Origin of the sequence: Rhizobium tumorigenes (assembly GCF_003240565.2) — a bacterium.
Taxonomy (GTDB): Bacteria; Pseudomonadota; Alphaproteobacteria; order Rhizobiales; family Rhizobiaceae; genus Rhizobium; species Rhizobium tumorigenes.
On the sequence record NZ_CP117255.1, the window covers coordinates 3290019 to 3303020 of the forward strand.

Annotated in this window: 14 protein-coding genes and 1 tRNA gene; 9 read left to right on the forward strand and 6 right to left on the reverse strand. The window is 59.8% G+C overall.

What is annotated here, in order from left to right; translation table 11 throughout:
* Positions 1-40: 40 nt before the first annotated feature.
* Positions 41-280: a hypothetical protein gene (locus tag PR017_RS16025; protein ID WP_111215837.1), complete on the reverse strand. Its 240-nt coding sequence runs from the start codon at positions 278-280 to the stop codon at positions 41-43.
* 70 nt (positions 281-350) lie between these two features.
* Positions 351-440: transfer RNA gene (locus PR017_RS16030), tRNA-Ser, on the reverse strand.
* 228 nt (positions 441-668) lie between these two features.
* Between PR017_RS16030 and PR017_RS16035 the strand changes: the two genes are divergently transcribed.
* The 9 genes from PR017_RS16035 to deoA all read left to right on the forward strand — a co-directional run bounded on the left by PR017_RS16035 (position 669) and on the right by deoA (position 9281).
* On the forward strand, positions 669-989 hold the full coding sequence (locus PR017_RS16035) for a hypothetical protein (RefSeq protein WP_111215839.1): 321 nt from the start codon (positions 669-671) through the stop codon (positions 987-989).
* A 333-nt stretch (positions 990-1322) separates the two neighbouring features.
* Positions 1323-2315, forward strand: a complete 993-nt coding sequence (locus PR017_RS16040) for a BMP family lipoprotein (RefSeq protein ID WP_111215840.1) — start codon at positions 1323-1325, stop codon at positions 2313-2315.
* Between the two features lie 74 nt (positions 2316-2389).
* Positions 2390-3901, forward strand: coding sequence for an ABC transporter ATP-binding protein (locus PR017_RS16045; RefSeq protein WP_111215842.1), 1512 nt, complete (start codon positions 2390-2392; stop codon positions 3899-3901).
* 7 nt (positions 3902-3908) lie between these two features.
* On the forward strand, positions 3909-5018 hold the full coding sequence (locus PR017_RS16050; RefSeq protein ID WP_111215844.1) for an ABC transporter permease: 1110 nt from the start codon (positions 3909-3911) through the stop codon (positions 5016-5018).
* Positions 5019-5022: 4 nt separating this feature from the next.
* Positions 5023-5994: an ABC transporter permease gene (locus PR017_RS16055; RefSeq protein WP_111215846.1), complete on the forward strand. Its 972-nt coding sequence runs from the start codon at positions 5023-5025 to the stop codon at positions 5992-5994.
* A 1-nt stretch (position 5995) separates the two neighbouring features.
* On the forward strand, positions 5996-6388 hold the full coding sequence (locus PR017_RS16060) for a cytidine deaminase (RefSeq protein WP_111215847.1): 393 nt from the start codon (positions 5996-5998) through the stop codon (positions 6386-6388).
* Positions 6385-7194: a purine-nucleoside phosphorylase gene (locus PR017_RS16065; RefSeq protein WP_111215849.1), complete on the forward strand. Its 810-nt coding sequence runs from the start codon at positions 6385-6387 to the stop codon at positions 7192-7194. The genes PR017_RS16060 and PR017_RS16065 overlap by 4 nt, the downstream gene beginning before the upstream one ends.
* Complete coding sequence (deoC, locus tag PR017_RS16070) at positions 7191-7964, forward strand: deoxyribose-phosphate aldolase (RefSeq protein ID WP_111215851.1); 774 nt, start codon at positions 7191-7193, stop codon at positions 7962-7964. Before PR017_RS16065 ends, deoC begins: the two co-directional genes overlap by 4 nt.
* Before the next feature lie 3 nt (positions 7965-7967).
* Positions 7968-9281: a thymidine phosphorylase gene (gene deoA, locus PR017_RS16075; RefSeq protein ID WP_111215853.1), complete on the forward strand. Its 1314-nt coding sequence runs from the start codon at positions 7968-7970 to the stop codon at positions 9279-9281.
* Positions 9282-9287: 6 nt separating this feature from the next.
* On the opposite strand, the gene PR017_RS16080 is transcribed toward deoA, so the two are convergent.
* From PR017_RS16080 to PR017_RS16095, 4 genes are all read right to left on the reverse strand, one after another.
* The gene (locus PR017_RS16080; RefSeq protein ID WP_111216871.1) at positions 9288-9812 is read right to left on the reverse strand and encodes a TIGR02281 family clan AA aspartic protease; all 525 of its coding nucleotides are present in this window, start codon (positions 9810-9812) and stop codon (positions 9288-9290) included.
* A 163-nt stretch (positions 9813-9975) separates the two neighbouring features.
* A complete protein-coding gene (upp, locus tag PR017_RS16085; RefSeq protein WP_111215855.1) occupies positions 9976-10605 on the reverse strand; it encodes a uracil phosphoribosyltransferase in 630 nt (209 codons plus the stop codon).
* Positions 10606-10725: 120 nt separating this feature from the next.
* Positions 10726-11694, reverse strand: coding sequence for an adenosine deaminase (locus PR017_RS16090; RefSeq protein WP_111215856.1), 969 nt, complete (start codon positions 11692-11694; stop codon positions 10726-10728).
* Complete coding sequence (locus PR017_RS16095) at positions 11691-12911, reverse strand: phosphopentomutase (protein ID WP_111215858.1); 1221 nt, start codon at positions 12909-12911, stop codon at positions 11691-11693. The genes PR017_RS16090 and PR017_RS16095 overlap by 4 nt, the downstream gene beginning before the upstream one ends.
* Positions 12912-13002: the final 91 nt, after the last annotated feature.

Sequence of the window (13002 nt, forward strand, 5' to 3'; positions counted from 1 at the left end):
GCGTTCCCCTACGGGGTGTGTAAACGACGCTGGGCTTCCATCAATTGTGCGCTGGCTCCGTGATGGCGCGGAAAGGGAATTTGCGGCCACAATGGCAGCGGATGATCGAGCTTTCCTGAAATTTCGAGGCACGTTGCTCGTAGAAGCCACGCGGCATCACATCGATCGCAAAACCAGGGTTTTTCCGGTTGCGGTCGTCATCCTCGGATGCTTCGGCAAAACCGGAATGTCCGCATTGAGGACAGATGAGCTTTTTTGAAAAGCGGTCTCGGGCAGCCATTTAAGTCTCCGATGTCGCCCCGGCAGCTCTCATTTCACCTGGGTATCGACAATGCCATCAATCGAAGGGATGGCGGACAAGGTGGGATTCGAACCCACGGTACGCTTTCACGCACACACGCGTTCCAGGCGTGCGCCTTAAACCACTCGGCCACCTGTCCATCTGCACTTCGCATCCGGTAAAGGAGCAATCGTGGGAACGGCGCGATATATACCGAGGAATGCGCGGGGATCAACCCCATAAGCAAGAGTATTTTCGACTTCTCCGCACAAACCGTCCGCCAATGCACATTGCGCAGATAGCGGCTCTGACATATCCATTGCAGGGGGATGGCCAGGTCGGAGGCAGCAGGCCATTGACCGCTGGATCCGGGCCATTGGAGGAATAGATGCTTTTTCTGTTGCGCTTGGGAAGCCTCGTCTGTCTGGTCATGGCGACAATCGCAGGGACTATCGATTCCATCCGCTCAGTCGCCTCTTCGGCCGTGGTCATCACATCTTTCGCCGACCTCTGGAAAAGCTTCAGCCCTTCCACCTTCGAGCGGCTGCAAGCGGCAATCCCGGCCGGGGACGATGGTGGAAAATTCTATATGCCGGCCGTGGAGTGGTCCTTGTCGCAGCCGGCCTTCGCCGTGCTCCTGGCGGTATCGTTGCTGCTGTGGATGGTGGGCTACAGGCGGGTCCCGGCCACTGGCCGGTTTTTGGCTTAGCCTGTGCAGAGCGAGCCTGATATGGCCAAAATCTTGGTTTGGCCTGGAGAATATCGAAGGCTATGGTCTTGAGGCTTCGGTGTTTGGTAGCATCCTGATGACTATAAAAGCCGCATATTAGCGCCTTCTACGTTCAAAAATCAGCCAGCCAAGCTGCCTTTTCGGCAGTTCCCACAAATCTTTACCAACTGAAAAATTTCTGATGAATTTTGGATGTCAGCATGCAAGGATGCGCCCAAGCCAGGCCTCGGGGGAGGTCGGCGGTTCCGCAGACATGTCCCGGAAAACGGGCTTGCGGGAGGACCCCATCAAAGCAACAACAGGGCTGCGCTAATGAAAAAATCTGTTTTGACCCTTTTTGCCTTGGCCGCGATGTCGGCGTCGGCTCTCGCTGCCGATATCAAGCCGGCAATCGTATATGGCACGGGCGGCAAGTTCGATAAATCCTTCAATGAAGCGGCCTACAATGGCGCCGAAAAGTTCAAGAAGGAAACCGGCATCGCGTACCGCGACTTCGAGCCAAGCGGCGATACGCAGGGTGAACAGGCATTGCGCAACTTTGCCAGCAAGGGCTTCAATCCGGTTATCGCAGTTTCCTTTGCCTGGTCTTCGGCACTGCAGAAGGTCGGTGCAGAATTTCCAAAGACCCAGTTCGTCCTGATCGATGACCAGGTCGACCTGCCGAATGTCCGTTCCGTCATGTACAAGGAAAACGAAGGTTCCTACCTTGCCGGCGTCATGGCTGCCATGTCTTCGAAGACAGGCAAGATCGGCTTCATCGGCGGCATGGATATCCCGCTGATTCGCAAGTTCGAATGTGGCTACGAGCAGGGCGCGCGTGCGACCAATCCGAAGATCGAAGTGTTGCAGAACATGACTGGCACCACCGGCGCAGCCTGGAACGATCCGGTGCGCGGCGGCGAACTGACCAAGAACCAGATCGACCAGGGTGCGGACGTTGTCTACGCGGCTGCCGGTGCCACAGGCCTCGGCGTCCTGCAGACCGCTGCCGACAACAAGAAGCTTTCGATCGGCGTCGACTCGAACCAGAACTACCTGCATCCCGGTTCGGTTCTGACCTCGGTCGTCAAGCGCGTCGATCTCGCAGTCTACGATGCCTTCATGGACTCCAAGAACGGCAAGTTCACGCCCGGTGCCCAGCATCTTGGCCTGAAGGAAGACGGCGTTGCCGTTGCCATGGATGACAACAACAAGCCGCTGATATCCGCCGAAATGCTGGCTGCCGTCGACAAGGCCAAGGCCGATGTCGTATCCGGCAAGGTCACCGTACACGACTACACGGCGGACAATACCTGCCCGAAATGAGTTGACGGAAGGGCGTATGGCGAGCGGCCATACGCCCTTTTCATATCCGGACGTGCCGTTTCTGGAGCAGTAAAGTGAGCCAACCGCCTGCCATCGAGCTTGTGGGTATCGACAAGAAGTTCGGTGCCGTACACGCCAATAAAAACATAGACCTGACCGTCGCCAAGGGCACCATCCACGGGATAATCGGCGAAAACGGGGCAGGGAAATCGACGCTGATGTCGATCCTCTACGGATTCTATCAAGCCGACAGCGGCGAGATCCGTGTCAATGGCAAACCGGTCACCATCCGCGACAGCCAAGCCGCAATCGATGTCGGCATCGGAATGGTGCATCAGCATTTCATGCTGGTCGAAAATTTTACGGTCCTCGAAAATGTCATGCTCGGCGCCGAGGGTGGCGCCTTGCTTGCCAAGGGCGTGGCAGCGTCGCGCGCCGAATTGAAGCGGCTGGAAACGGACTATGGCCTCGATGTCGATCCGGACGCGCTGATCGAGGAGCTCCCCGTTGGGCTGCAGCAGCGGGTCGAGATCCTCAAAGCCATGTATCGCGGTGCCGAGATCCTCATTCTCGACGAGCCGACCGGTGTTCTGACGCCGGCAGAGGCCGACCACCTGTTTAGAATTCTCCGCGTCCTGCGCGACCAGGGCAAGACGGTGCTCCTGATCACCCACAAGCTGCGCGAGATCATGGCGATCACCGATACGGTGTCGGTCATGCGTCGCGGCGAGATGGTGGCGACGCGCACGACTGCCGACACCACCGTCGAGGAGCTGGCGGAACTGATGGTCGGCCGCCGCGTCCTCCTGCGGGTCGAGAAAGGCGCCGCCAATCCGGGCAAGATCGTCATGTCCGTACGCAATCTCACGGTCAAGGACGGTCGTGGCGTCACCATGGTCGACAATGTTTCATTCGATGTCCGTGCCGGCGAGATCGTCGGTATCGCTGGCGTGGCTGGCAATGGCCAGTCGGAGCTGCTGGAGGCGCTGGCGGGGATACGCAAGCCGACTTCGGGCGAAATCCTGCTGCATGGCAAGACCATCGACAAGGTCGATCCGGCCCATCTTAGGACATTGGGGCTGGCGCATATTCCGGAAGACCGCCATCACATGGGCCTGGTGCTGCCGTTCGAGGAGTATCAGAATTCCATCCTGGGTTATCATCGGGACCCGGCCTACAGCACCGGTCCATTCATGAACCTCGACGCGATCCGTAAGGATGCGGCGCTGAAGATCGAGAAATACGACATTCGTCCGCCAAATCCCCGGCTGCGGACCGCCAATTTCTCCGGCGGCAACCAGCAGAAGATCGTGGTCGCCCGCGAGATCGAGCGTGATCCGAAGATGCTCCTGATCGGCCAACCGACACGTGGCGTCGATATAGGCGCCATCGAGTTCATCCATCGCCGCATCATCGAGATGCGCGATGCCGGCAAGGGCGTATTGCTGGTCTCGGTCGAACTGGACGAAGTCCGCGCACTGTCCGATCGTATACTCGTGATGTTCGCCGGACATGTGGTCGGTGAAAAGACGGCTGATGCCGGTGAACAGACCCTCGGCCTGATGATGGCCGGTATTGCCGCGTGAGGCCTGAATGAGTACTGCATCCGTCCGCCTCCCCAGTTGGATCACCTACGGGCTGATTCCAGTCATGAACCTGTTGCTTGCCTTCCTGATCTCCGGGATTGTTGTCTGGGTAATCGGCGAGGACCCCATACAGGCCCTCGTGCTGCTGCTTCAGGGTGCTCTTGGAAATGGGGAGGGCATCGGCTTCACGCTGTTCTATGCGACCAGCTTTATTTTCACAGGTCTGTCCGTCGCCGTCGCCGTCCACACCGGCTTGTTCAACATCGGCTCCGAGGGCCAGGCCTATTTCGGCGGCCTCGGCTGTGCGCTGGTGGCACTGACGCTCGACCGCTATGTGCCGTGGTACGTAACCATGCCGTTCGCGGTGGTGGGTGCTGCGATCTTCGGCGCGGCCTGGGCCCTTATTCCTGCCTGGCTGCAGGCCAAGCGTGGCAGCCACATCGTCATCACGACCATCATGTTCAACTACATCTGTTCGGCGCTTATGGTCTATCTGCTCGCGCATATTCTCATCGTGCCCGGAAAGATGGCGCCGGAAACGCGCACCTTCCTCGAAGGGGGACAACTGCCGAAGCTCGGATGGCTGATCGAGATGTTCGGCTCCACTATCGGCGCGGCACCCTTCAATGTCTCCTTCCTGATCGCACTGGTGATGTGTTTTCTCGTCTGGCTGCTGATCTGGCGCACAAAGCTTGGCTACGAGATGCGGACCCTCGGCATCAGCCCGTCGGCTGCCATCTACGCCGGCATTCCCTATGCCCGCACGGTCATCATCGCCATGCTGATCTCGGGCGGTCTCGCTGGTATGATGGCGCTCAACCCAGTGATGGGAGCCTCCGCGCGCCTGCAGGTCGAGTTCGTCGGTGGCGCCGGCTTCGTCGGTATCGCCGTGTCGCTGATGGGGCGCAATCATCCCGTCGGCATCATCCTGGCAGCCCTGCTGTTCGGCATCCTTTATCAGGGTGGGGATGCGCTTTCTTTCGACATGCCGAACATCACACGCGAAATGATCCTGGTCATCCAGGGTCTCGTCATCCTGTTTGCCGGTGCTCTGGAATATATGTTCCGCCCGGCACTGGTGCGCATCTATCAAAAAATCGCCAGGACGGGAGGATAGCATCATGGACTATTACGACGTCCTCATCAGCATCATCGGGTCTACCGTCCGTCTCTCGGTTCCCCTGATTTTCACGGCACTGGCAGGTCTTTTCTCCGAACGGGCAGGCGTGTTCGATATCGGGCTTGAGGGAAAGATGCTGGCCTCTGCCTTTGCGGCCGCCTGCATTGCCTATCTTACCGGCTCGGCCTGGGCCGGCCTGGCGGGCGGCATCACCGCCTCGGTCGCACTCAGCCTCGTGCACGGCTTTGCCTCGATCACCAACCGGGGCAATCAGATCGTGTCGGGCGTCGCCCTCAACTTCTTTGTCGCAGGTATCACTATCGTCCTAGGCCAGGCGTGGTTCGGCCAGGGCGGCCGCACGCCCCAGGTTTCCGGCGACGGCCGTTTCTCGCCGATCATCCTGCCCGGTGCCGATCAGATCCGCAGCGTCCCGGTGATAGGCCCGCTCTATGCTGACGTCCTGTCCGGCAACAACAGCCTGACCTACCTCGCCTTCGTGGCCGTGCCGGTCTCGTGGTGGATCCTCTATCGCACCCGGTTCGGATTGCGGCTGCGCGCCGTCGGTGAAAATCCCGGTGCCGTCGATACGGCCGGTATTTCGGTGAGCTGGCTGCGCTACCGCGCAGTCATCTGCGCCGGCATTCTCTGCGGCTTTTCCGGCACCTATCTGTCGATTGCCCAGTCTGCGGCCTTCATCAAGGACATGTCGGCCGGCAAGGGTTACATCGCTCTGGCAGCATTGATCTTCGCCAAGTGGAAGCCTGTGCCTGTCATGTTTGCCTGCCTGCTGTTCGGCTTCCTCGATGCTTTCGCCAACTTCATGCAGGGCAAGTCCGTGCCGCTGATCGGCCAGGTGCCGGTGCAGATTTTCCAGGCCTTGCCCTACATCCTCACATGTATCCTGCTTGCCGGCTTCATTGGCGTCGCCCGTCCGCCGAAGGCCGGTGGCGTGCCCTATACCAAGGAGCGATAGAATGTCGCACGATCTGTTCGAAGCCGCCCGCGCGGCCATGACACATGCTCATGTGCCCTATTCGAAGTTCCCTGTCGGCGCTGCCATTCTCGCTGATGACGGCAAGGTCTATGCCGGCGCCAACATCGAGAACATCTCCTTCCCGCAAGGCTGGTGCGCCGAGCCGACTGCCATCAGCATGATGATCATGGGCGGCGGCAGGAAGATCGTCGAGATGGCGGTAATCGCCGAGAAACTTGCGCTCTGCCCACCCTGTGGCGGTTGCCGCCAGAAAATCGCCGAGTTTGCCGGCAAGGGCACGAAAATCTACCTCTGCGACGAGGCCGGCGTCCAGAAGACCATGACGATGGAGGAGCTCCTGCCCTTCAGCTTCGAGACCGATATTCTCGGATGACCGGCGCCCTTGTCAGTCTCTTGCGCGACCGGCTGGGTGGCCAGACGCCGCGTACCGGTATCATCCTTGGTTCCGGCCTCGGAGCCCTCGTCGAAGAACTCGATGATGTCGTGCGGATTGCTTATGGCGATCTGCCGGGTTTCCCGGTCAGCGGTGTCTCCGGCCATGCCGGGGAAGTCGTTGCGGGCTCGCTGGGCGGCAAGCCGGTGATCATGCTTTCCGGTCGTGTCCACTACTATGAAAAGGGCGACGCAAACGCCATGCGCGTGCCCATCGAGGTCCTTGCCGGTCTCGGCGTCGAAGAGTTGATCCTCACAAATTCTGCCGGTTCGTTGCGGCAGGATCTTCCGCCGGGCGCGGTTATGCAGATCACCGACCACATCAATTATTCCGGCATGAACCCGCTCATAGGTGTCGACAGCGACAAGCGATTCGTCGGCATGACCAGCGCTTATGACGCCGAACTGGTGTTGCGCATGCATAGCGCAGCCAAAAAATGCGACATCCCGCTGGGGCAGGGTGTCTACATGTGGTTCTCCGGGCCGAGCTTCGAAACACCTGCAGAGATCCGCATGGCTAGGGTTTTGGGCGCCGATGCAGTCGGAATGTCGACGGTGCCGGAAGTCATTCTGGCGCGTTTCTTCGGTCTGCGGGTTGCGGCGGCATCCGTCATCACCAATTATGGTGCCGGCATGACCGGGGGCGAACTCAGTCATGAAGAGACGAAGGATATGGCGCCGATCGGCGGCGCACGTCTCGCGGCGATCCTGAAGCAGATGATCGCCGGTGGAGGAGATGAGATATGACGGACCACACGTATCGGGAAACGGCCGCTTTCGCACTTTCCCTGCTTGATCTGACGAACCTGAAGGACGATTGCACGGATACGCAGATCGTCACGCTTTGTGCGCGCGCGCAGACGCCCTTTGGCCATAGCGCGGCAATCTGTATCTGGCCCCGCTTCGTTACCCGCGCCCGCAGTATTCTTGGCACGAACCATGCGGTGAAAATTGCCACCGTCGTCAATTTTCCGGCAGGCGACATGGAGGTTGCCGACGTGGCCGCCGAAACGCGGGAGGCAATTGCCGATGGCGCAGACGAAATCGACCTCGTCATTCCCTATCGCAAGCTGATTGCCGGCGACGAACAGGCGGTCACCGAGATGGTCGCGTCAATTCGTGCCGAATGTACGAGCCCCATTCTCCTCAAGGTTATTCTCGAAACTGGCGAATTGAAGGACACGGGCCTGATCCGGCGCGCCGGCGAACTGGCGATCGCTGCCGGCGCCGACTTCATCAAGACATCGACCGGCAAGGTCGCCGTCAATGCGACGCTGGAGACGGCGGATGTCATGCTGCGAACCATCCGTGACAGCGGCCGAAAGGTCGGTTTCAAGCCTGCCGGCGGCATCGGCTCGGTTGCCGAGGCAGCTCTTTACCTCCGTCTTGCCGAGACGATCATGGCACCGGACTGGGCCATGCCGTCGACGTTCCGCTTCGGTGCATCCGGTCTGCTGGATGATATTCTGTCAGTCCTTAGTGGCGGTCCGCCGATCACGCTCGCTGCCGGCTATTAACAGATGATGCCGCAGGAGTTCATCCGGCGGAAACGTGACGGCGAAGCCCTGCGCGCCGCCGATATCGACAGCTTTATCGGTGCACTTGCCCGCGGCGAACTGTCGGAAGGCCAGATCGGTGCTTTCGCGATGGCCGTATGGTTCAAGGGCATGTCGCGAGACGAGACGGTGGCGCTGACGCTGGCGATGGCCCACTCAGGCGATAGCCTGAGCTGGAAGGGCATCGATAGGCCGATAGCAGACAAGCATTCTACCGGCGGCATCGGTGACAACGTCTCGCTGGTGCTGGCGCCGGTTGCCGCTGCCTGCGGCCTGGCCGTGCCGATGATTTCCGGTCGTGGCCTCGGCCATACCGGCGGCACGCTGGACAAGCTGGAATCGATCCCCGGATACGACATCACGCCGGATTCGGCACGTTTTCGCAAGGTGGTCGAGGAGGCAGGCTGCGCGATCATCGGCCAGACCGCTTCGCTCGCTCCCGCTGACCGACGCCTCTATGCAATCAGGGATGTGACGGCTACCGTCGATTCGGTACCTCTCATCACGGCCTCGATCCTGTCGAAGAAGCTTGCGGCCGGACTCCAGACGCTGGTCCTCGACGTCAAGATCGGCAATGGCGCCTTCATGACATCCAGGGAAGAGGCGGAAGTGCTGGCTCGCTCGCTGGTAGAAGTCGCCAACGGCGCCGGTTTGCAAACCTCGGCCTTGATCACCGACATGAACGAACCGCTGGCCGACGCCGCCGGCAATGCGTTGGAACTGCGCAATGCAATCGAATGCCTGAAAGGAAATAAGACAGGGACGAGGCTTGAATTGCTGGTACTGGCTTTCGCCGCCGAGATGCTGGTTGGCGCAAAAATGGCAGACAGCCTTGAACTCGGCAAGGATCTGGCGCGGAAAGCGCTGGTGTCCGGCACGGCTGCAGAAGCATTTTCCCGGATGGTCAAGGGCCTCGGCGGACCGGCCGATCTCATGGACCGGCCAGACGCCTATCTCATTGGCTCGCCTGTTCAGAGAGCCGTTCTCGCCACCTCCGATGGCTGGCTCGCAGGCTGCGACGCCCGCGCTATCGGCATGGAGGTCATAGCCCTCGGCGGCGGTCGTCTTCGGCCGGAGGATAAGATCGATCATCGCGTCGGTTTCAGCGACTTGCTGCCGCTTGGGTCATTCGTCCGGAAGGGTGACCGCATCGCCACCGTCCACGCCGCAGAGATGTCCGCCGCCGAAAGGGCCGCTGCCGTTGTTTCAGCGACATACCGCATAGACGAGGAACGGCCCGATCACGCGCCGCTCGTCGTCTCGCGCATTTCAGGCTGAAGAGGCTTACTGTTCAAGGCGGAGCGCGCCATCCTCGACGCTGTAGGAAGCCAGCTTCTTCAGAAAGCTGACGCCTATAAGGGTCGAACTCAACGCTTCATCCTTCAGGACAAGGGCATCGACGTCACGCACGCGGATACCGCCGATATCGATATGGTCGAGGCGCACATAGGCGGCTTTGGTCTGGCCATTCGCGGTGTTAACTGCATTGCGGAAGTCGAGCGATGCCATTGCATAGCCGAGATGGCGGGCCGTCGTCTCGTTCAGGGCCACATAGGTAGCGCCCGTGTCGATCAGGCCCTGCACGGACTTGCCGTTGATCTTGAAATTTCCGCTGTAGTGACCCTGCGCATCTGCCCTGAGCTGTACATTGCCGCGGGTATCCACTGCCAGTGCCTGTTGTGCTGGTGCGGAGATGCTGAGAAGGGATGGTACCGGATTTTGAGCGGCGCCGCTCGTTTGGAAGAACGAGGGCACCTGGGTGGCGAGCGTGGCGAAAACGCCAGCAAATACGAGGCTCCGTACAAGCATCGACAAGAATCCTTCCTGTATAAACCTGGCGTCATGCGAGGCGTGATGTGCTGTGACCCTTATCTTAAGATTACTGCCAAGTTACTAACGTCGCTTGGCGTAATCGAGCGAATTTGAGAAACGAAACGCACAAATACAGGTATAGGTTAAGGAAGTATGAAGTCTATTTGGTCCCATACATCCTGTCGCCGGCATCGCCAAGGCCAGGGACGATATAGCCCTTTTCGTTGAGGTGACTGTCGATCGACGCAGTGTAGACAGGCACATCGGGATGGGCGTCGGTGAAATTCTTCAGACCTTCCGGTGCGGCCAACAGGCAGAGGAAGCGGATGTTGTGAGCGCCGCGTTCCTTCAGCTTGTCGATCGCTGCAATCGATGAATTACCGGTCGCCAGCATCGGATCTACAACAATGATCAGTCGTTCGGCAATATCTTCCGGCGCCTTGAAGTAATACTCCACCGGCTGCAGCGTCTCATGGTCACGATAGACGCCGATATGCGAGACACGTGCTGAAGGCACGAGGTCGAGCATACCCTCGAGCAAGCCATTGCCGGCACGCAGGATCGACGCGAAGACGAGCTTCTTGCCTTCGAGGATCGGCGATTCCATCTCCTGCAATGGCGTCTCGATGGTTTCCATCGTCAGTTCTAGGTCGCGTGTGACTTCATAGCAGAGCAGTGTCGAAATCTCGCGCAACAGGCGTCGAAAGCTGCCGGTCGAGGTGTCCTTGCGCCGCATGATAGTGAGTTTGTGCTGCACAAGCGGGTGATTGATAACCGTAACGCCGTCCATGATTTCAGCCTTCCGCTTGGATTTCAGAATAAAGCCTGTTCTTCCACGGAAGTTGCCCTCACCGCAAGAGAACGTGGCGATTCGGTTCCAGGCATCCCCAGTCTCTGATCGCCGACGTGGTCAAATCATCGCTAGCAGCCTTGAACGTGTCTCCTCGTCGACAAAGGCTGCTTCCAGACCGGTGCGGGTCATCGCGTTGATCTCGGCCTCGCTGAAGCCGAATGCCAAACTCGCCAGCGCATATTCGCGCTCCAGCGACGTCTTGAAAAACGGCGGATCGTCGGAGCTGATTGTGACGCGGACCCCCGCCTCCTTCAAACGGCGTAGCGGATGCGATTTGAAGTCGGGAAAGACATTCAGTGCGATGTTGGAGCGGGGGCAGACCTCGAGGACTGTACCGAGATCCGCCAGACGCCTGACAAGCTCGCTATCCTCGACCGCGCGAACGCCGTGGCCGATGCGGCTCGGGCGAACGAGATCGAGGGCATCCGACACGCTGAAGGCGCCACAGACTTCGCCGGCGTGGATCGTCAGGCCAAGGCCCGCGTCGCGCGCGATATCGAAGGCCCGGGCGTAATCGGCAACACGCCCCATGCGCTCTTCACCTGCCATGTTGAAACCGGTAATCAGCGGATTGTCGCTCCGTGCGGCATATTCCGCAGCCTTGATGACGCGCTCAGGCCCGAAGTGCCGTTCCCCGGTGACGATCAACCGCGCCTCGATCCCCGTTCTCGCCTTTGCCGCGTGAATGCCGGCCGATACTCCGGCAATATAGGCATCTGCACCAAGGCCGATGCGGTCGCCGTGGTCAGGAGATACGATCAACTCGCTGTAGATAGTTCCGATGGCCGCCAACTCGTCGAGATAAGTCTCGGTCAGCAGGGCATAGTCTTCCACTGTGCGGTAGACTGACGCGACCTGGTCGTAGGCGACGATAAATTCCGCGAAATCATTCCAGAGATAGGAACCATCGCGCAGGAAGCCGCTGGTATCGACGCCGTATTTCAGCGCTTGCTCTGCCGTCAGGCTCGGCGGAGCGGCACCCTCGAGGTGGCAGTGAAGCTCGATCTTTTTCAGGTGCGAAGTCACAGGAAGCTCCTCCCGTAGGGTCCAGCGGCAATGCCGAGATGGGCAGCGACGGTCTCGCCGATATCGGCAAAGCTTTGCCGAATGCCGATGGCACGCGAGCGGAGGCCGGGCCCGTAGGCGATGATCGGCACACGTTCACGCGTATGGTCGGTGCCACGCCAGGTAGGATCGCAGCCATGGTCGGCGGTCAGGATCACCAGATCGCCTGCCTTGAGCTTGCGATGCACTTCCGGAAGACGCGCATCGAATGCCTCGAGTGCGGCCGCGTAGCCGGCGACATCGCGACGGTGACCATAGACCATGTCGAAATCGACGAAGTTGGTGAACACAAGATCGCCGTCCTCGGCATATTCCATGGCCTTCAGCGATGCGTCCATCAAAGCGTCGTTGCCGTTTGCCTTGACCTCCGTCGAAATACCTTGATGGGCAAAGATATCGCCGATCTTGCCGATCGCATGGACTTTTCTGCCACCGGCGACCAGCCGATCCAGCAGCGTCGGCTCCGGCGGCAGGACGGAAAAATCACGACGGCTACCGGTGCGCTCGAAATTTGCAGCCGTACTGCCGACGAACGGTCTGGCAATGACACGCCCGATATTGAATTCATCGAGCAGCGCCCGGGCGATGCGGCACACATGCAGCAGGCGATCGAGCCCGAAACTCGCCTCGTGCGCGGCTATCTGGAATACTGAATCCGAGGACGTATAGCAGATGGGCCTGCCGGTCCGCATATGCTCTTCGCCATAGCGGGCAATGATGTCGGTTCCGGATGCGTGGCAATTGCCGAGAATGCCGGGGATTTCGGCAGCACGGCAGAAGCTCGCGACGAATTCCGGGGGAAAGGCGTCGCCCTCCGCTGGAAAATAGCCCCAGTCGAAGGTCACGGGCGTGCCGGCGATTTCCCAATGACCGGAGGGCGTGTCCTTGCCGCGCGACACTTCATTGGCGCATCCGTAAAGACCATAGATGCGTTCCGGCATCGTCATTCCGGCGGGGTAGGCACCAGCCGCACTCTTGGCGATCTGCATCAGCCCCAGTGCCGACATGTTGGGAAGTGCCAGCGGACCCGCGCGAAGGCCTGCACGGTCTGCCGCTCCTGCGGCGCAAAACTCGGCAATATGGCCAAGCGTATCGGCGCCCTGGTCGCCGTAGGATGCTGCGTCCGGGCCACCGCCGACGCCGAAGGAATCAAGAACGAAGAGAAAAGCGCGCGCCATGAGCTACCCGACATAGACGATCAGTATCCGCGACGGATCTTCCGGCGGCTTGCAGGCGAGTACCCATATAGTGGCAGTAGGCACTTGGCAA